General features: G+C 67.9%; 18 protein-coding genes. 10 read left to right on the plus strand and 8 right to left on the minus strand.

The annotated features are described in order from the left end of the window. Positions 1–49: 49 nt before the first annotated feature. The 3 genes from ACP7AS_RS07125 to ACP7AS_RS07135 all read right to left on the minus strand — a co-directional run bounded on the left by ACP7AS_RS07125 (position 50) and on the right by ACP7AS_RS07135 (position 4,170). Positions 50–2,113 carry a M13 family metallopeptidase gene (locus tag ACP7AS_RS07125; RefSeq protein WP_426028177.1) on the minus strand — a complete coding sequence of 688 codons (2,064 nt, stop codon included), beginning with the start codon at positions 2,111–2,113 and terminating at the stop codon, positions 50–52. An 81-nt stretch (positions 2,114–2,194) separates the two neighbouring features. Beyond that, positions 2,195–2,791, minus strand: a complete 597-nt coding sequence (gene purN / locus ACP7AS_RS07130) for a phosphoribosylglycinamide formyltransferase (RefSeq protein ID WP_426028178.1) — start codon at positions 2,789–2,791, stop codon at positions 2,195–2,197. Then, entirely contained in the window at positions 2,791–4,170 is a 1,380-nt protein-coding gene (locus tag ACP7AS_RS07135; protein ID WP_426028179.1) for a M20/M25/M40 family metallo-hydrolase, read from the minus strand. Before ACP7AS_RS07135 ends, purN begins: the two co-directional genes overlap by 1 nt. A 126-nt stretch (positions 4,171–4,296) precedes the next feature. Between ACP7AS_RS07135 and ACP7AS_RS07140 the strand changes: the two genes are divergently transcribed. Continuing rightward, the gene (locus tag ACP7AS_RS07140) at positions 4,297–4,761 is read left to right on the plus strand and encodes a hypothetical protein (protein WP_426028180.1); all 465 of its coding nucleotides are present in this window, start codon (positions 4,297–4,299) and stop codon (positions 4,759–4,761) included. Here the strand turns inward: ACP7AS_RS07140 and purM are convergent. Further along, positions 4,758–5,807: a phosphoribosylformylglycinamidine cyclo-ligase gene (purM, locus tag ACP7AS_RS07145; RefSeq protein WP_426028181.1), complete on the minus strand. Its 1,050-nt coding sequence runs from the start codon at positions 5,805–5,807 to the stop codon at positions 4,758–4,760. The two genes, ACP7AS_RS07140 and purM, sit on opposite strands and share 4 nt — an antisense overlap. An 80-nt stretch (positions 5,808–5,887) precedes the next feature. Between purM and rnd the strand changes: the two genes are divergently transcribed. Beyond that, on the plus strand, positions 5,888–7,036 hold the full coding sequence (gene rnd / locus ACP7AS_RS07150) for a ribonuclease D (RefSeq protein WP_426028182.1): 1,149 nt from the start codon (positions 5,888–5,890) through the stop codon (positions 7,034–7,036). Between the two features lie 200 nt (positions 7,037–7,236). Here the strand turns inward: rnd and ACP7AS_RS07155 are convergent, their stop codons facing one another. After that, positions 7,237–7,698 carry a peptidylprolyl isomerase gene (locus tag ACP7AS_RS07155; RefSeq protein WP_426028183.1) on the minus strand — a complete coding sequence of 154 codons (462 nt, stop codon included), beginning with the start codon at positions 7,696–7,698 and terminating at the stop codon, positions 7,237–7,239. Positions 7,699–7,765: 67 nt separating this feature from the next. Here ACP7AS_RS07155 and ACP7AS_RS07160 point away from each other — a divergent pair, with 67 nt between their 5' ends. From ACP7AS_RS07160 to ACP7AS_RS07170, 3 genes are read left to right on the plus strand one after another with little or no spacing between them, the layout of a single operon-like run. Further along, positions 7,766–8,488: an RlmE family RNA methyltransferase gene (locus tag ACP7AS_RS07160; RefSeq protein WP_426028184.1), complete on the plus strand. Its 723-nt coding sequence runs from the start codon at positions 7,766–7,768 to the stop codon at positions 8,486–8,488. Beyond that, on the plus strand, positions 8,485–9,156 hold the full coding sequence (locus ACP7AS_RS07165; protein WP_426028185.1) for a hypothetical protein: 672 nt from the start codon (positions 8,485–8,487) through the stop codon (positions 9,154–9,156). Before ACP7AS_RS07160 ends, ACP7AS_RS07165 begins: the two co-directional genes overlap by 4 nt. Positions 9,157–9,195: 39 nt before the next feature. After that, positions 9,196–9,480, plus strand: a complete 285-nt coding sequence (locus tag ACP7AS_RS07170) for a hypothetical protein (protein ID WP_426028186.1) — start codon at positions 9,196–9,198, stop codon at positions 9,478–9,480. A gap of 6 nt (positions 9,481–9,486) precedes the next feature. Here ACP7AS_RS07170 and ACP7AS_RS07175 read toward each other — a convergent pair whose 3' ends face one another. Continuing rightward, on the minus strand, positions 9,487–10,035 hold the full coding sequence (locus ACP7AS_RS07175; RefSeq protein ID WP_426028187.1) for a DUF2061 domain-containing protein: 549 nt from the start codon (positions 10,033–10,035) through the stop codon (positions 9,487–9,489). 181 nt (positions 10,036–10,216) lie between these two features. Here ACP7AS_RS07175 and guaB point away from each other — a divergent pair, with 181 nt between their 5' ends. From guaB to guaA, 5 genes are read left to right on the plus strand one after another with little or no spacing between them, the layout of a single operon-like run. Continuing rightward, positions 10,217–11,677: an IMP dehydrogenase gene (guaB, locus tag ACP7AS_RS07180; protein ID WP_426028188.1), complete on the plus strand. Its 1,461-nt coding sequence runs from the start codon at positions 10,217–10,219 to the stop codon at positions 11,675–11,677. A gap of 17 nt (positions 11,678–11,694) precedes the next feature. Next, positions 11,695–12,096, plus strand: coding sequence for an MAPEG family protein (locus tag ACP7AS_RS07185; RefSeq protein WP_426028189.1), 402 nt, complete (start codon positions 11,695–11,697; stop codon positions 12,094–12,096). A 9-nt stretch (positions 12,097–12,105) separates the two neighbouring features. After that, positions 12,106–13,515: an RsmB/NOP family class I SAM-dependent RNA methyltransferase gene (locus ACP7AS_RS07190; protein ID WP_426028190.1), complete on the plus strand. Its 1,410-nt coding sequence runs from the start codon at positions 12,106–12,108 to the stop codon at positions 13,513–13,515. Further along, positions 13,512–14,159 carry a 5'-methylthioadenosine/S-adenosylhomocysteine nucleosidase gene (locus ACP7AS_RS07195; protein WP_426028191.1) on the plus strand — a complete coding sequence of 216 codons (648 nt, stop codon included), beginning with the start codon at positions 13,512–13,514 and terminating at the stop codon, positions 14,157–14,159. The genes ACP7AS_RS07190 and ACP7AS_RS07195 overlap by 4 nt, the downstream gene beginning before the upstream one ends. Continuing rightward, positions 14,156–15,718, plus strand: a complete 1,563-nt coding sequence (gene guaA / locus ACP7AS_RS07200) for a glutamine-hydrolyzing GMP synthase (protein ID WP_426028192.1) — start codon at positions 14,156–14,158, stop codon at positions 15,716–15,718. The genes ACP7AS_RS07195 and guaA overlap by 4 nt, the downstream gene beginning before the upstream one ends. Before the next feature lie 36 nt (positions 15,719–15,754). Here the strand turns inward: guaA and ACP7AS_RS07205 are convergent, their stop codons facing one another. Further along, the gene (locus ACP7AS_RS07205; RefSeq protein WP_426028193.1) at positions 15,755–16,534 is read right to left on the minus strand and encodes a TIGR00730 family Rossman fold protein; all 780 of its coding nucleotides are present in this window, start codon (positions 16,532–16,534) and stop codon (positions 15,755–15,757) included. A gap of 6 nt (positions 16,535–16,540) precedes the next feature. After that, entirely contained in the window at positions 16,541–18,127 is a 1,587-nt protein-coding gene (locus tag ACP7AS_RS07210) for an MBL fold metallo-hydrolase (RefSeq protein WP_426028194.1), read from the minus strand. Between the last annotated feature and the right edge of the window lie 29 nt (positions 18,128–18,156).

The raw sequence follows: 18,156 nt of genomic DNA on the forward strand, positions 1-18,156 counted from the left end.
CGGCCCCGGCGATCGCTCGCCGGGGCCGTGGTCGTGATCGCGGTCCGGCCTACCAGATGCGGGCGCGGGCCGTGGGGGCGAGGTACTGGGCGTCACCCGGCTCGACGCCGAACGCCGCGTACCAGGCATCGATGTTGCGCGGTGACACGGCAGCCCGGTACTGGGCCGGCGAGTGCGGATCGACGGTGACCTGCTGGCGCAGGGCCTCGTCACGCGAATTCTGACGCCAGACCTGGGCCCAGCCGAGGAAGACGCGCTGGTCGCCCGTCAGGCCGTTGATGACCGGTGCCTCCGCCCCGTTGAGCGACATGTGGTAGGCGTCGAGCGCCAGCAGCAGGCCGCCCAGGTCGGCGATGTTCTCGCCCATGGTCAGGTCGCCGTTGACGTTGGTGCCTTCGAGCGGGCTGAGGGCGGAATATTGCGCGCCCAGAACCGCCGCGCGCTGCTCGAACTTGGCCGCGTCCTCGGCGGTCCACCAGTCGCGCAGCACGCCGTCGCCGTCGGTCTTGCGGCCCTGGTCGTCGAAGCCGTGGGTGATCTCGTGGCCGATGACCGCGCCGATGCCGCCGTAGTTCACTGCCGGATCGGCGTTGGGATCGAAGAAGGGGGCCTGCAGGATGGCGGCCGGGAAGACGATCTCGTTGCGCGGCGGGTTGTAATAGGCGTTCACGGTCTGGGGCGTCATGCCCCACTCCAGCGGATCGACTGGACGCGTCAGCTTGCCGACGTTCCAGGCCCAGTTGAACGCCGAGGTGCGCTCGACATTGCCGTACAGGTCGCCCGGCTCCAGCCGCAGGCCGTCATAGCTGCGCCATTGTTCCGGATAGCCGATTTTCACCCCGAAGCGGCTCATCTTGTAGAGCGCCTGCTGTTTGGTCTCGGGGCTCATCCAGTCGAGACCCTCGATGCGGGCGGTCATCGCGCGACGCAGGTTGCCGACCAGTTCCTCCATCTGCGCCTTGGACTCGGCGGGGAAGTGGCGGGCGACATATTCCTGGCCCAGCGACTCGCCCAGCGAGCCGTCGACCAAGGTCACGCCGCGTTTCCAGCGAGGCCGGTTCTCCGGCTGGCCGCTCAGCGCCTTGCCGTAGAAGTCGAAGCGGGCGTCGACGAAGGCGCTCGACAGATAGGGCGCGGCCTGGTCGATGACGTGGAAGGCCTGCCACGACTGCAAGGTCTCGATCGGGGTCTCGGCGAAGACACGCGCCATGCCCGGGAAGGCGGTGTTGTTGGTGGCGATCAGGGTCGGGACATGGGACACGCCCGCGCCGTCAGCCCAGGCCGCCCAGTCGAAGCCCGGCGCGGCGGCGGCGAGTTCGGCCACGCTCATCGGGTTGTAGATCTTGTCGATCTGGCGGTTCTGGACCTGGGTCCAGTGCTGTCCGGCAATGCGGGTTTCGAAAGCCAGGATCGCGTCAGCCGCTGCTTCAGGCTCGGGCCAGCCCGCCAGGGTCAGGGCGGTGGCAACATAGGTCCGATAGGCGGCCTTCTGGGTCGCGAAACTGTCCTCGAGATAGTAGTCGCGGTCCGGCAGGCCGAGGCCGCCCTGGCCGACATAGGCGGCGGTGCGGTCGGGTGCCTTAAGGTCCTCGAAGGTGCCGATGCCGAACAGGCTGGAGCCGAAGCCGGCCTGGGTGCGGCCCATCAGGGCGGCGATTTCCTCACGGGTGTCGGCTGCGCGGACTTCGGCCAGGTCGGCCTGTAGCGGGCCGGCACCCAGACGATCGACCGTCGCCTCGTCCATGAAGCTGCCGTAGAAGGCACCGATGCGGCCGGCCTCGGGGCTTGAGGACGGATTGGCCGCGCTCTCCTCGATCAGGGTCTTCAGATTGTCCTGCGAGCGGTCGTACAGCATGTCGAACACGCCGAACGAGGTCTTGTCCGCGGGGATCGGGGTATTGGCCAGATAGGTGCCGCTGGCGAAGCGGTTGAAATCGGCCCCCGGGCGGACGGTCGTATCCATGCCGCCGACGTCAAAGCCGAACTGGCCGATCTGTGCCTGGGTCGTGGACGGGATCTCGACGATCGGCGGGGCGGTCTGGGCCTGGGCGATCCCGGCGGCGAAGGTCAGGGCGGCGCCGGCGGCGCAGGCCATAAGGCGGAGTCTGGACATGGAAGCCTCGCTTGTGATGCGGCGGCAACCTGACCCAAGTTTTTCCCGTTGTCGCCGGGAAAGCGGCAGGATTACAAAACGCTAATCCAGTGCCCGGCAGAAGTCGGCCAGCGCGCGCGGATACAGGTTGTGCTCTGCCGCCAGGACCCGTTGCGCCAGTGCCCACGGCGTGTCGTCAGCCAGCACCGGAACCGTTGCCCGGGCCAGGACCGGGCCCTCGTCCACGCCCTCGGTGACCAGATGGACGGAACAGCCGGCCTCGGCGTCACCGGCGGCCAGGGCGCGGGCATGGGTGTCCAGACCCGGATATTTCGGTAGCAGGCTGGGATGGATGTTCAGCATCCGGCCGGCCCGGCGGCCGACCAGCCAGGGCGTGATCAGCCGCATATAGCCGGCCAGGGCGACGACCTCGATGTCGTGCGCCGCGAGGGCGGCGTCGACGGCGCGCTCGTGCGCCTCGCGGTCCTTGCCGAAGGGGCGCTGGTCCACGGCCACCGAAGCCACACCCTTGGCCCCGGCGACGGCCAGACCGCCCGCTTCGGGCTTGTTGGACACGACCAGAACGACCTTGAACGCGGCGTCGGCCTGCTGCCCGGCATCGATCAGCGCGGCCATGTTGGAGCCGGCACCCGAGATCAGGACGGCCACGCGCACGGGGCCGGAACGGCGGTCCGACATCAGCGCGCCGGCGGAACCGGGTCGCCGACCGAAACGAACGAACCCGCAGGACCCGGGAAGACGACCGGGCTTTCATAGCCGTCGTCGGACACGGCCGACACGCCGAAGAAATAGTCGTCGATGACGATGTTGCGCAGCACCAGCTCCGTCGCCGATCCGGCCCAGCGGCTGTAGGTCCATTGCGCCGCCGTGGTCGGGCGCCACCAGACGCGGTAGCCGGCCGCGCCGGGCACGGCCCGCCACTTGATCGTGGTGTCCGGCTTGACCGCCCCTTCGATGGTCACGCCCAACGGACTGGCGGGCGCATTGGCCAGGGCCGCCATGCTGACGATGTTCAGCCGCGCGACCTGACCCAGGTAGTCGAAATCGACGCCGTCGATAGTGTCGCCGAAGTGGACGCCGCCCTCGGTGCGCAAATCCTGGTGCTGACGGTCATAGTTTTCCGCGCCTTCGGAGATGCGGACGGCCGGGAAACCCGCACGCAGCATCTCGACCTGGTCGCCGCCGCGTCCGTAGCGATCGGTGCGATAGATCATCTCAACATCGAAATTGGCCAGATAGCGGTCGGCCATGCCGTCGATGAAGCGGGCCAGATTGCGAGAGGAGGAATCGACTTCGCCGCCGTTGTAGCGCCGCCGCTCTTCCTGGGCTTCGGTCTCGACGGTCTTGGTACCTTCCGAGAAGACGCGAACGCGGGTGGTGTCGCGCACGCCCGACTGGCCTTCGGAGTTACCTACGATGTCGTTGTTCAGATTGGCCTCGACCCGCCAGCCCTGCGTCCTGGCGTAGTCGGCCAGGATCTTTCCGCCGAACAGGCCCTGTTCCTCACCCGACAGGACAGCAAACACCAAAGTCGCGTCGAAGCGGTGTTTCGACAGCACCCGTGCGGCCTCCAGCACCGAAGCGACGCCCGAGGCATCGTCATTGGCGCCGGGGGCGTCGGCGGTGAAATTCATCACGTCGGTGACGCGCGAATCGATATGGCCCGAGATGATGATGACCCGGTTCGGATCGCCGGTTCCGCGCTGGATGGCGACGATGTTGACCACTTCAGTCGGGGTCGGAACCCGGGCCGCCGTGACGGTGTCGGAGGGTGTGACGATGCTCAGGCAGCCGTCGCAGTCGCGGCTGATCGCCTCGAACTGCGCCTGCGTCCAGCGTCGGGCCGCGCCGATGCCGCGGGTGTCGGATTGCGTTTCCGACATCGTGTGGCGCGTGCCGAAATTGACCAGGGCCTGAATGTCCGCCCGCATCCGCTCGGGCCGGATGTCGTCCGCCAGCCCATGCAGAAGCGCCTGTTCCTGGACCACCGTCTGGGCGGCTGCCGCAGAGGCCGAAGCCAGAACAATCGCGGCCAGGCCAACAGAAAGCACGCGCATCGAAAACCCCGCTCACAGACAAGGCGCGGACCTTGCCGGGCGGACCCCGTCGGGTCAACGGCAGCGCGACGCTTGCGCGGATGACAAGGCTCGGAAACAGTGGCCGAAGTCCCGGAGATCGCCCTGATGCTTGCTCTCGTCCTCGCCGCAGCGCTCGCGGCCTTGCCTGCGCCGCCCACCGATATGACGCGCAGCATCCTGACCGACGTCTGCCTGCCCTATGTCACGGGCGAGGCCGATGACACCGTTGCGTTGGAGTTCCTCGGCTTCCTCATGGTCCCGCCGACCGCAGAGGGCCGCATGTATGCCACCGAGGACGAGGCCTATCTGCTTCGCCTGTCGACGACCGGCACATCGGCGGACGGTAACCTGAACCGGGTGTGCGTAATTCAGGCCCGACGGGGCGGACTGGACGCCGCGCGCACGTCGGTCCAGCCGGTGATGCGGGATCAGGGCTTTGCTGCGGATGCGGATCAGTCGGCCGACCGGCCGATCTGGACGAAGGGCGGCGTGACGGTGTCAGCGCGTCAAAACCCCGGAGCGGCGGCTGTTGTCCGGGTGACCTACAGCGACCTCGACGCCGGGCTTTAGGCCGCTTCCAGCTGGCCGCAGACGAAGGCGACTTCGCCGGCTTCCAGCAGCGAGGTCAGCACCGGCTCGGCATTCTCGGGCGACACGATCAGGATGAAGCCGATGCCGCAGTTGAAGGTGCGGCGCAGTTCGTGATCCGAAATGCCGCCGACCTCGCCCAGCCACTGGAATACATGCGGCATCGGCCAGGCGTTCCAGTCGAAGCGGGCCTGCAGGCCCTCGGCGATGCAGCGCGGCGGATTTTCGATCAGGCCACCGCCGGTGATATGCGCCGCGCCCTTGACCAGTCCGGCCTTCATCAGCGGCAGCACCGGCTTTACATAGATGCGTGTCGGCTCCATCAGGGCCTGGGCGAGCGTCCGGTCCCTGGCGAAGGGGGCGTCGTCGGCCCACGACAGGCCCGATTTCTCGACCACCTTGCGGATCAGCGAATAGCCGTTCGAGTGCGGGCCGGACGAGGCCAGGCCGATGATGATGTCGCCCGTCGCCTGACGGTCCAGATACGGCAGGGCGTGGCCGCGCTCGACCGCGCCCAGCGAGAAGCCGGCCAGATCATAGTCGCCGCCCTGGTACATCCCGGGCATTTCGGCCGTCTCGCCGCCGACGAGGGCGCAGCCGGCCTGTCGACAGCCGTCGGCGATTCCGGCCACGACGCGTCTGGCGGCGTCGATCTCGAGCTTGCCGGTGGCGTAATAGTCGAGGAACAGCAGCGGCTCGGCGCCCTGGGCCAGCAGGTCGTTGACGCACATGGCCACCAGATCGATGCCGACGCCGTCATGGCGGCCCGTCTCGATGGCGATCTTCAGCTTGGTGCCGACGCCGTCCGTCGTCGCGACGATCAGCGGATCCTCGAATCCGGCGGCCTTGAGGTCGAACAGGGCCCCGAATCCCCCCAGCGAAGCCTCCGCGCCGGGGCGCCGGGTCGACTTCGCCAGCGGCTTGATGGCGTCGACCAGCATCTCGCCGGCGTCGATGTCCACGCCCGCGTCGGCATAGGTCAGACCGCTCTGGAGACCGTCACGCCGGGAATCGGAGGTGTCGCTCATGGGTCACGGGCCTGAATCAGTGGGAGGATTTCTGCGGCGGCTCTTGCCACAACCGTATCGCGCGGGGCTATAGCATCGGAATGACGCCGATCACCACCACCGAGGCGCTTCGCGCATTCTGCGAACGTCTGGCCGACCAGCCATTCATCACCGTCGACACCGAGTTCATGCGGGAGACGACCTATTGGCCGCGCCTGTGCCTGATCCAGGCGGCGTCGGCCACGGACGCCGCCATCATTGATCCGATGGCCGACGGGCTGGATCTCGAGCCCTTCCTGGACCTGCTTCGCGATCCGAAGATCATCAAGGTCTTCCACGCCGCGCGTCAGGACACGGAAATCTTCGTCAAACTGGGGGCTATGCCCAAGCCGATGTTCGACACCCAGGTGGCGGCCATGGCCGCCGGCTTCGGCGATCAGGTGTCGTATGAGGCGCTGGTGCGCCAGATGCTGAAACAGGAGGTCGACAAGGGCAGCCGCTTTACCGACTGGGCCCGTCGCCCGCTGTCGGAGGCCCAGCTGGTCTATGCGCTGGGCGATGTGACCCATCTGGCCGCCCTGTATCCCAAGCTGCGCGACCGCCTGCAGAAGGACGGCCGTCTGGACTGGGTGATGTCCGAGATGGAGAGCCTGACCGATCCGGCCGTCTACGACACCGATCCGGAGAAGGCCTGGAAGCGGCTGAAGCCGAAGAAATTCAACGCCAAATATCTGTCGGTCTTCGTCGCCACGGCGGTCTGGCGCGAGCGCACGGCGCAGGAACGCGACCAGCCGCGCGGCCGCATCCTCAAGGACGAGGCCATCGACGAGATCGCGGCCCAGGGCCCGACCGATCCCGACGCCTTCAACCGGCTGCGCTCCGTGCCCAAGGGATTCGGGGCCTCGCGTCTGGGCATCGAATTGTCCGCCGAGCTGAAGCGGGTGCTGGCCGACCCCGAAGCCTTTGCGCCCAAGCTGGACCGCCCGGCTCACAATCAGCCGGCCCCGCCGTCGGTGGTCGAACTGCTGAAGGTGCTGCTCAAGGCCAAGAGCGACAACGCCGGCGTGGCCACCAAACTGCTGGCCAATGTCGCCGACCTGGAAAAGATCGCCCTCGACGACGACGCCGACGTCGACGCCCTCAAGGGCTGGCGCCGCCAGCTGTTCGGCGAGGATGCGCTCAAGCTCAAGCGCGGCGAGATCGCCCTGGTGCTGAACGGGGCGCGGGTCGAGGTGGTGGAGATCGAGTAGGAGCCCCGCCACCCCAGGTCCGTCATCCTCGGGCTTGACCCGAGGATCAGACGTTGGGGCGGGCTGTGCGGCCGGGGATGGCCCGCCTTGTCGGGCCTGCCGTCCGCTACGGAGCACCGGATGGTCTGGCCCTCGGGTCAAGCCCGAGGGTGACGTCGGATGGAATGAAAAAGGGCCGCTCTTTCGAGCGGCCCCTTCATTCAGCTCACCGTCGCCTTGACGATCTTGCCCGGCGAACGGGGCGGCTCGCCCTTGGGCAGGGCGTCTACGTGGTCCATGCCTTCGATGACCTCGCCCCAGACGGTGTACTGGCCGTCGAGGAAGGAGGCGTCGTCCAGGCAGATGAAGAACTGGCTGTTGGCGCTGTTGGGGTCCGAGGTGCGGGCCATCGAGCAGACGCCGCGGGCGTGGCGCTCTTTCGAGAACTCGGCCTTCAGGTTCGGCTTTTTGGAGCCCGAGGTGCCGGTGCCGGTCGGATCGCCGCCCTGGGCCATGAAGCCGGGGATGACGCGGTGGAAGACTACGCCGTCATAAAAACCTTCGCTGGCCAGCTCGGTGATGCGGGCGACGTGGCCGGGGGCCAGGTCGGAGCGAAGCTTGATGACCACGTCGCCCTGGTCGGCGCCGCTGTCGAGGGTGAAGGTCAGGGTCTGGTCGGCCATCGGCGCGCTCCTTGTGAATTATCGCGGGTGCATAGCCCGCAATGTCGTCGGGGGCTATGTGGATGCGATGACTGACGAAGAAAAGCCTGCCGACAAAGAACCTGAGCGCAGACGGATGGTGCGCCCGCCCTCGGGCGGGACCTCGGCCGGCCGCGGCATGGGCACGAAGATGAAGACGGCGGACACCAAGTCGATGTCCAGCCAGCAATGGATCAAGCGCCAGCTGTCGGACAAATGGTCGGAGAAGGCCCGCGCTGAAGGCTGGCGCAGCCGCGCGGCCTTCAAGCTGATCGAGATCGACGACCGCTTCCATCTGATCAAACACGGCAGCCGGGTCATCGATCTGGGCGCCGCACCGGGTGGCTGGGCCCAGGTGGCGGTCAAGCGTGGCGCGACCTCGGTGGTCGGCGTCGATCTGCTGATGATCGATCCGATCGCCGGCGCGACCATGCTCCAGGCTGATTTTACGCACCCAGGCGTGGACCAACAGATGATGGACCTGCTGGGTGGTCCGCCGGATCTGGTCCTGTCCGACATGGCCCACAACACGGTCGGCCACCGCCAGACCGATCACCTGAAGATCATCGCCCTGATCGAGATCGCCGCCGACTTCGCCATCCGCACCTTGCGGCCGGGCGGGAATTTCGTGTCGAAGAATTTTCAGGGGGGTGACGCCGGCGGGGTGCTGGCGCGGTTGCGCGCCGAGTTCGAGACGGTAAAATACGTCAAGCCGGCCTCGAGCCGGAAGGACAGCGCAGAGGTGTTTCTGGTGGCGTTGAACAAGCGATGAGCCTGATTGCGGCAGTCCTGTCCCTCGCCCTTCAGGCGGCACCCGAACGGGAAACCCAGGTTCCGGTCGCTGCTCTGCTGGGCCAAAGCCCCGCGCAGGTCGCGGCCAGCCTCGGTGCCGCGACCGGCCCGACGACCGCCGACGCGCTTCGCATCGTTGAGGCCGGACGCACGGTGGACGTCTATCCCGCCATGCGCTTCTGGCGGGTCGCGCCGGCCGGCGACACCTGCGTCACCGGTTTCCCGGAGTTGGCGGATCCGGACAATACGCAGGGCAGTCCGCGCGCGCGCCTCGCGCGGCGGCAGTCCGGCTATCTGGTGTTCGAGAACGACCGTCTGGTCGCGGTTCATCCCCGCGCCCTGCTGCCCGGCGGAAACAGCGTGGCGTCCCGTGCAGGCGTCGAGGCGTTCGGCCGGGCGCGGTCGCTGCAATCGCCCTGGCCCGCGGTGCCGGGCCGGTTGCCGCTCCACGATGGCCTCGCGGTCCTCGACCGCCTGCCGCCCGCACCGGCCGGCCTGTCGGTGGCGAGCATCTGCGGCCCAAAACCCAATCACCCGCCGATTCGCAGCGGCGACATCGGCACCGACATCATCTGGGCCATGATCGGGCTGCCCTTCCTCGTAACCGTCCCCTTCACCCGCTCCGAAGAAGCTCGCGCGGACCGCTAGGGCGGGGCGCTGCTGGCGTCGGTCGAGCCCGGCTCGATCTTGCCGCAAGGGGTCGACGCCTTCGCGGCAGGCACCAAGGGCGTTCGGGTCTATCGCGATCCCGTCGATCCCGGTTTCGCTATCGTGGCGATCAAACTGGGCCCCGGCCACAGCAACGTCTCGGACATTGGCCTGCTGGGCATTCGAGACGACCGGGTGATGTGGGAGACGGAACGATTCCCGGCGCAGGTCCTTGGGCTGCGCGGAATCATGTGCAGCGACGCTGAAGGCCGTTCGGGAGAGGTTCGGCCCGGCTGTTCGTCCACCGGTTTTCTCGAGCCCTGACCGCGTTCAGGCCGAGGCCATCTCCGCCGCGCGCTTCGCCTTGCGCGCCTCGATCCGGGTCCAGATTCGGTCGTGCGCTGTGAAGAATACCGTCTGCACCAGCGGCTCGATGATGCCGATGGCCAGGGCGACGCGCCAGTTCTGCGTTAGGGCGTAGGCCACCGTCACGGCGACGACGAAATGCATCAGGCCATAGGTGACGGACTTCGCCGCGATCTGTCTGAACGAACGGGGCAGGGCGTGGCTGTGGCCGTGATGGCCATGGGCGCGGGTCTGTTCCTCGGGGACCATGATCTGCAGACGGGCAGTGAAGGCTTCGGAGGCCTCCTCCAGCCCCGACAGCGTCCGGCGATGCTCGATCCGGTGCCAGACGCGGTCGTGGATCGAATAGGCGATGGTCTGGAAGAAGGGCTCGACCACGCCGACGGCCAGCGCCAGTCGCCAGTCGCGCGTGATGGCGAAGGCCACCAGTATGGCCACCACCAGGTGCATCACGCCGTAACTCGCGATCTTGAGCGCGAGGCGGCGGGCGGTGCTGATGATCAATCGGACCATTATCCCTCGAACATCGGAACGTCCGCGACGGATCGCGATCGCATTATTTCATAATACGCGCGAGAGCCGATTGTGGTTGTCGTCGCGCCGCCTCTTTTTTCACCGCAGGCGAGCGAGGCCCGCCGCGATTGACTCAGCGACCGGGACAGGGGATACGCGGCCCGCAAAACGGAGACTCCTCATGGAGATACGCGAAGGACTCACCTTCGACGATGTTTTGCTGGAACCCGGCCCGTCAGAGATCATGCCCGCAGACGCGGACGTCTCGACGAAGCTCACCCGCGACATCACGCTGAATATCCCGCTGACCTCGTCCGCCATGGACACGGTCACGGAAACCCGGCTGGCCATCGCCATGGCCCAGGCCGGGGGTCTGGGCGTCATCCACCGCAATATGACGGTCGAGGAACAGGCCGATCAGGTGCGCGAGGTCAAACGCTATGAAAGCGGCATGGTCATCAATCCGGTGACCATCACGCCGCAGACGACGCTGGGCGAAATCCGCGCCATTGTGGCCAAGAAGAAGATCTCGGGCTTCCCGGTGGTCGATCCCGCCAGCGGCAAGCTGGTCGGCATCCTGACCAACCGCGACATGCGCTTCGACACCGACCCGGACCGCAAGGCCATCGAGATGATGACCACGGGAGATCTGGTCACCGTGCGCGAGGGGGCCGGACGCGACGAGGCGCGGGCGCTGCTGCGGGATCGCAAGATCGAACGCGTCATCGTCGTCGATGAGGACTATCGCGCCACCGGCCTGATCACGATGAAGGACATCGAGAAGGCCCAGGCCCATCCCCACGCCGCCAAGGACGATCAGGGCCGGCTCCTGGTCGGTGCCGCCTCCACCGTCGGCGACGCGGGCTATGAGCGGGCCATGGCCCTGGCCGAGGCCGGCGTGGACGTGGTCGTCATCGACACCGCCCACGGCCACTCGATCCAGGTGTCGCGTGTGGTCGAGCGGATCAAGCGCGAGTCCAACCGCATCCAGATCATCGCCGGCAATGTCGCCACCTATGATGCGGCGAGGGCGTTGATCGACGCCGGTGCCGATGCGGTGAAGGTCGGCATCGGCCCGGGCAGCATCTGCACCACGCGCATCGTCGCCGGCGTCGGCGTGCCCCAACTGACCGCCATCATGGAGGCCGTCCGCGCCGCGAAGGACTCCGGTGCGCCGGTCATCGCTGACGGGGGCATCAAATATTCGGGCGACCTGGCCAAGGCCATCGCGGCCGGTGCCTCGGTCGCCATGATGGGTTCGATGTTCGCGGGCACGGATGAGTCGCCCGGCGAGGTCTTCCTGTACCAGGGCCGCTCCTACAAGTCGTACCGCGGCATGGGCTCGGTCGGGGCCATGGGGGCCGGCTCGGCCGACCGCTATTTCCAGAAAGAGGTCGAGGACACGCAGAAGCTGGTGCCCGAGGGCATCGAGGGCCAGACGCCGTACAAGGGGCCGATCGCTCCGGTGCTGCACCAGATGGTCGGCGGACTGCGCGCCGCCATGGGCTATGTCGGTGCCGCCAGCATCGCCGATTTTCAGCAGCGCGCGCGCTTCGTCCGCATCACCGGTGCCGGTTTGCGCGAGAGCCACGTCCATGACGTGATGATCACGCGGGAAGCACCGAACTACCGGCAGGGCTGACCGGAAAGGGTTGAACCATGGATATGACGCCTGAATTCATCGTCCTGGCCTTCGTGCTGATCCTGGCCATCGTCCACATCGGCTGGGCCGCCAGCGCGCGGACGGCCGAGCGTGGCCTCAAATGGAATGCCGGTGCGCGCGACGAGGCCGTCGCGCCGCCAGGCAAATTGGCCGGACGGCTGGACCGCGCCCAGGCCAATCTGTTCGAAACCCTGCCGATCTTCGCCATCGCCGTGATTATGGCGCATGTGACGGGCAAGGACGGCGGTCCCCTGACCCTGTGGGGGACGCATCTCTATCTTTTCGGCCGCCTGATCTACCTGCCGCTCTATGCCCTCGGCGTTGCCTATCTCCGGACTCTGGCCTGGGGTGTGGCGTTCGTGGGCATGGGTATGGTCATCGCCGCCCTGTTTGTTTGAAAGCCTGAATTGACCCCAGCCGCCCGCCTCGCCTCCGCCGCTTCCGTTCTCGACAGCATTGCCCAGGGCCGCGCGCCCGCCGATGTCGTGCTCAAGGCCTGGGGTGCCGCCAACCGTTATGCGGGGTCCAAGGACCGTCGCGCCGTCGCCGAGCGGGTCTATGAGGTGCTGCGCTCGCGCGGCCGTCTGGTCCGCGCCATGGGCGGGCGCGAGGACGGGCGGGCCCTGGTGATCGGCTCGCTGGCCTTCCTCGACGGACTGACGCTGGAAGAGATCGAGGCTCTGCATTCGGGCGATGGTTACGGCCCGCGCCCGCTTTCGAAACAGGAACACGCCCGCATCGAGGCCGGGGAGGGCGATCTGCCCGACTGGGCCGCCGCGGGCCTGCCCGAGTTCGTGGCCGAGGATCTCAAGCTGACGTTCGGCGAGCGCTGGAGCGAGCAGGCCGCTGCCCTGATGGCGCGCGCCCCGGTCGACCTGCGGGTCAACACGGCCCGGACGACGGTCGATGCCGCCCGTGCCGAACTGACCGCCGGTGGCCTGACGCCGAAGCCGACGCCGTGGTCGGCGGTCGGCCTGCGCCTGCCGTCGGAACCCGCCCCGAACGTTCAGGCTCTCAAGGCCTTCAACGCCGGTGAGGTCGAGATCCAGGACGAAGGCAGCCAGATCGTGAGCTGGCTGGCCGGTTCGGGCCTGAGCTTCACGCCTGAGAGCATCGTCGTCGACTATTGCGCCGGCGGTGGCGGCAAGACTCTGGCGCTCGCGGTGCAGGGCCTGCCTGATGCCGATGCGGCGAAGGCGTCCGCGCCCCGTCCGGCCGGCTGGTCTCCGACCGGGGCCGAGGAAGAGACCGCCGCCCGGGCCGCGCCGCGCGCCGCCGGCCTGCGCCTGATCGCCTGCGACGTGGTCCAGAAGCGGCTCGACAACATCCGGCCGCGGCTGGAGCGTGCCGGGGTGGCTGCCGATCTGCGCCTGCTGGGCCCCAACGGCGGTGGCGTTGAGGAGTTCAATGGCCGGGCCGATCTCGTCTTCGTCGATGCGCCGTGCAGCGGTTCCGGGGCCTGGCGTCGCCGCCCCGAGGACGCCTGGCGTCTGAAGCCCGACGAGGTTGAACGCCTGCACGCCCTGCAACTGCGTATCCTCGCCCAGGCCGCCCCGCTGGTGAAGCGCGGCGGACGGCTGGCCTATGTCACCTGTTCAGTCCTGACGCGTGAGAACGAGGCCGTCGCCGACGCGTTCGAAGCGGCGAATCCGGGCTTCGAGGCCGTGGCCATGACCGATCTGCTCGCTGCCGGGACCCTGACCAAGGCGGCCCGTTCCGGCCTGGCCTCTGCCGCGTCCGGCGGGCGTCTGCGTCTGTCGCCCGCCTCGACCGGTACCGACGGCTTCTTCATGGCCCTCTACGAGCGGCGGGCGTGAGCCGGGACTGGATCCTCTCCAGTTTCGGTCCGAAGACCGCCCTCTGCGTCATGGCCGCCGAACCTGAATACGGTCCGGCGCTGCGGGCCCGCATCCGTCCGCTGATCACCGGCGTCGGTCCGGTCGAGGCCGCGGCGGGGGTCGCCCATGCCCTGGCCCTCCTGCAGGCTGAAGGGGCCCTGCCGGACTTCCTGCTTTCGCTGGGCTCGGCGGGGTCGCGCACCCTCGACCACGCCCGCGTCTACCGCATCGCCTCCGTCAGCTATCGCGACATGGACGCCCGTGCGCTCGGCTTTCCGAAGGGCGAGACGCCGTTCCCGCGCCTGCCGGCTGTCCTGCCGCTGGCCGAGGGTCCCGCCGCCCTGCCCATCGCGCGTCTGGCCACCGGGGCCAGCGTCGTCTCGGGTGCGGCCTATGACGCCATCGACGCCGACATGGTCGATATGGAGACCTTTGCCGTCGTCCGCGCCGCCGCCCGGTTCGGCGTGCCGGTGATGGGTTTACGCGGCGTCTCGGACGGTCGATCCGACCTGTCCGCGCTGGAACACTGGACCGACGCCCTCGCCGAGGTCGATCAGGCTCTGGCCGAGGCGCTCGACCTGTTGCATGACCCTTTCACGCCTGCCGTTACGGAGCCCGCATGACCGCCCTCGCAGATCACCAGAAGGTCCTGATCGTCGACTTCGGCAGCCAGGTCACCCAGTTGATCGCCCGGCGCCTGCGCGAGGCGCGGGTCTATTGCGAGATCCATCCCTACGACAAGGCGGATGCGGCGCTGGCGGCCATGAAGCCCCAGGCTATCATCCTGTCCGGAGGCCCGGCCAGCGTGCACGAGGCCCACAGCCCGCGCGCCCCGCAGGCGGTGTTCGAGGCCGGGGTGCCGGTGTTGGGCATCTGCTACGGCGAGATGACCCTGTGCGAACAGCTGGGTGGCAAGGTCGAGGGTGGCCATCACCGCGAGTTCGGCCGGGCCGAGATTACCGTGCAGAAGACTTCGCCCCTGCTGGCCGACCTCGCCGCCGTGGATGAGGACGAGACCGTCTGGATGAGCCACGGCGACAAGATCGTCGCCATCCCCGACGGCTTCGACGTGGTCGCCACCTCGGCCGGCTCGCCCTATGCCGTGATCGCCGACGAGGCCCGTCGCTTCTATGGCGTCCAGTTCCACCCCGAGGTGATGCACACCCCGCGCGGCGCGACGATCCTGAAGAATTTCACCCATGGAATCGCCGGCCTGACCGGCGACTGGACCATGGCCGCCTATCGGGACGAGAAGATCGCGCAGATCCGGGAACAGGTCGGCGACGCGAAGGTGATTTGCGGCCTGTCCGGCGGCGTCGACTCCTCGGTCGCGGCGGTGCTGATCCACGAGGCCATCGGCGATCAGCTGACCTGCGTCTTCGTCGACACCGGCCTGCTGCGCAAGGACGAGGCCGAGCAGGTCACCACCCTGTTCCGCGAGCACTATAATATCCCGCTGGTGCACGTTGATGCATCGAAGGAATTTCTCGGCGAACTGGCGGGTGTCTCGGACCCCGAGACCAAGCGCAAGATCATCGGCCGGGTCTTCATCGAGATCTTCGACCGCGAGGCGCACAAGGTCGAAGGTGCCGAATTCCTCGCCCAGGGCACCCTCTATCCCGACGTGATCGAGAGCGTCTCGGCCTCGGGCGGCCCGTCGGCGGTGATCAAGAGCCACCACAATGTCGGCGGGCTGCCCGACTTCATGAAGCTGAAGCTGGTCGAGCCGCTGCGCGAACTGTTCAAGGATGAGGTTCGGGCGCTGGGCCGCGAACTGGGCCTGACCGACGCCTTCGTGGGCCGCCACCCCTTCCCGGGGCCGGGCCTGGCCATCCGCATCCCGGGCGAGATCACCTCCGAGGCCGTCGAGACCCTGCAACAGGCCGACGCCATCTATCTGGACGAGATCCGCAAGGCGGGCCTCTACGACAGCATCTGGCAGGCGTTCGCCGTGCTGCTACCGGTCAAGACGGTCGGCGTGATGGGCGACGCCCGCACCTATGAGAAGGTGCTGGCCCTGCGGGCCGTGACCTCCACGGACGGCATGACGGCCGACTTCTTCGAGTTCCCGTGGGACGTGCTGGGCCGCTGCGCCACCCGGATCGTCAACGAGGTCCGTGGCGTGAATCGCGTCGTCTATGACGTCACGTCCAAGCCGCCCGGCACGATCGAGTGGGAATAGTCCGGACCCGGGAGGGCGTCAGCGCTGCCGGCCGTGTTACGGCGGGCCCTGTGCGGGATCGATCGCGGACGGGGTGACCAGAGCCGACAGCTGGTTCCAGGCATCGTCACCGTCGGCCGCAAACCGGATGAGATCGAGATCCGCCTGCGAGACCAGGCCATGGGCGACGAGGACGTCAAACCGGATCAGGTCGGTCCAGAATGACGGGTCCACCAGGATGACGGGTACCGGCCGCATCTTGCCGGTCTGGCGCAGGGTCAGGATTTCGAACAATTCGTCGAGGGTGCCGAAGCCACCGGGAAAGACCACGAGGGCATTCGCCCGCATGGCGAGATGCATCTTCCGCATCGCGAAGTAGTGGAAACGGAACGTCAGTTCGGGCGTCGTCCAGGGATTGGGCTCCTGCTCAAGCGGCAGGCTGATGTTGAAGCCGATGGAGGGCGCGCCGACGTCGTCCGCGCCGCGATTGGCAGCGGCCATGATGCCGGGACCGCCGCCGGTGGCTATAACGTTCTCATGGGGGGCACCCTCCCCGGCGAGTGCGCCGCCCTCGCGGGACGCCCGTTCCGCGAAGCGCCGGGCCTGCGCATACCAGCGGGCGTGATCGAGCGGTCCGTCCTCGGCGATCCTGGCGCTACCGAACACGACGATGGTTGAATGAATGTTCCAGGCCCGCAGGGTCTCGTCGGCCTTGGCGAATTCAAGAAGGAAGCGGACTCCCCGCATCGAGTCGCCGAGAAGAAAAGAGCTGTCGGTCGCCGGCAGGCGGTAGGCCGTCGATTCCCGTCGTGCCGCATTGTCGCTTGGATCGCTCATGGCCCGTCACCCCCCCGGCGATGGGTTCACCGCGGCCTCCAGACGCCGGATCAGGGCCTGTCGTTCGGCGTCGCCGGGCAGCTGCTGGAGGACGGTGTTCAGGTCGGCGAGGAAGGCGGCGCGATCATTGTGCCAGTCCGGCCGGGTCGCCTGCCCGGGCGCAAGTCGCGCGGGCCCCCGCCCGACCGGCTCCGCACCGTCGCGGGTCAGGGCGTAGGTCTGGTCCAGGTCTGCGGTGATCGAGCGATAGCCCAGTGCGGCCAGGCGCGTACCGAGCGCGGCGATGGCTTCCGGTTCACCATGGTCCAGGAACACCCGGCCGCTAACCGGGCCGCGTGCTGTCAGCCACTCGACAAGGTCGGTCGCGTCTCCGTGTCCGGAGTAGTTGTCGAGGCTGCGGATGCGGGCCCCGACGTGGACGTCCTCGCCCTGGATACGGACGGCCGTGCGGCCTTCGACCAGCAGCCGGCCCAGCGTGCCGGCGGCCTGGAAGCCGGTGATGAGCACCGTGATCTCCTTGCGCCACAGCAGGCGCTTGAGATGGCGCCGGATGCGGCCGGCGTCGCACATGCCGCTGCCCGCCAGGATCACATGCCAGCCGCTGAGCCGCTCCAGCCGGTCGCTCTCCTGGGGGCGTAGAAGGTGATGGAGGCGGCCCGCATGCCGGAGCGGCTCAAACGGGTTGTCGCCGGAGTCAGCATTCCAGCCGCGTCGCAGAAACACCTCCGTCGCCTCGATGGCGAGCGGCGAGTCGAGGAATATCTCCGCCGACAGGTCGGGCTCGGCGTCCATCACGGCCAGCAGGTCGAGGATCAGTTCCTGGGCCCTGCCGATGGCGAAGGTCGGCATCAGAAGGGGCCCGCCGGCGGCCTTGGCGGTCCGTAGTTCGTCGGCCAGGGCCCGGCGTCGCGCCGACAGTTCGAGATCGATGCGTTCGCGGTTGCCGTAGGTGCTTTCGAGGATGATGTGATCCACGGCCACCGGGCCTGCGGGCCTGGGCAGGAAAGGCTGACGGCCGGACCCGAGGTCGCCCGAGAAGAGCAGCGTCAGGGGGGTGTCTCCGTGGCCGATGCGCACCTCGATCGAGGCCGCACCCAACAGGTGGCCGGCCGGCCACCAGACCGCCTCCACGTCGTCGGTTACCGTCCGCGCCGAGTTGAATTTCACGGTTTCGAACAGCCGCAGTGTCGGTTCCACGTCCGAGGTCGTGTAGATCGGCTCTACCGCCTTCAGGCCCCGCTGCTCGTTGCGGCGATTGAGGTGGCGGACCTCGCTCTCCTGGATGCCCGCGGCGTCGGCCAGCATGACCTCGCAGAGATCGCGCGTGCCTCTCGTCGCGTAGATCGACCCGCGGAAACCGGCCCGGACAAGCTTTGGCAACAGGCCGGAATGGTCGATGTGCGCATGGGTCAGCAGCACGGCGTCGATCTTGCCGACGTCAAAGGGAAACGGTTCGTAGTTGAGAGCCTTGAGGGTCTTCGGTCCCTGGAACATGCCGCAGTCGATCAGCAGGCGTGACCGGCCCGTGTCTAGCAGCATGCAGGAACCTGTGACGCATTCGGCGGCACCGTGGAAGGTCAGGTTTGCGGTCATGTCACGGCTCCCCGGGACGGTGAAACATC

The organism is Brevundimonas sp. TWP2-3-4b2 (assembly GCF_049897345.1).
Lineage (GTDB): Bacteria > Pseudomonadota > Alphaproteobacteria > Caulobacterales > Caulobacteraceae > Brevundimonas.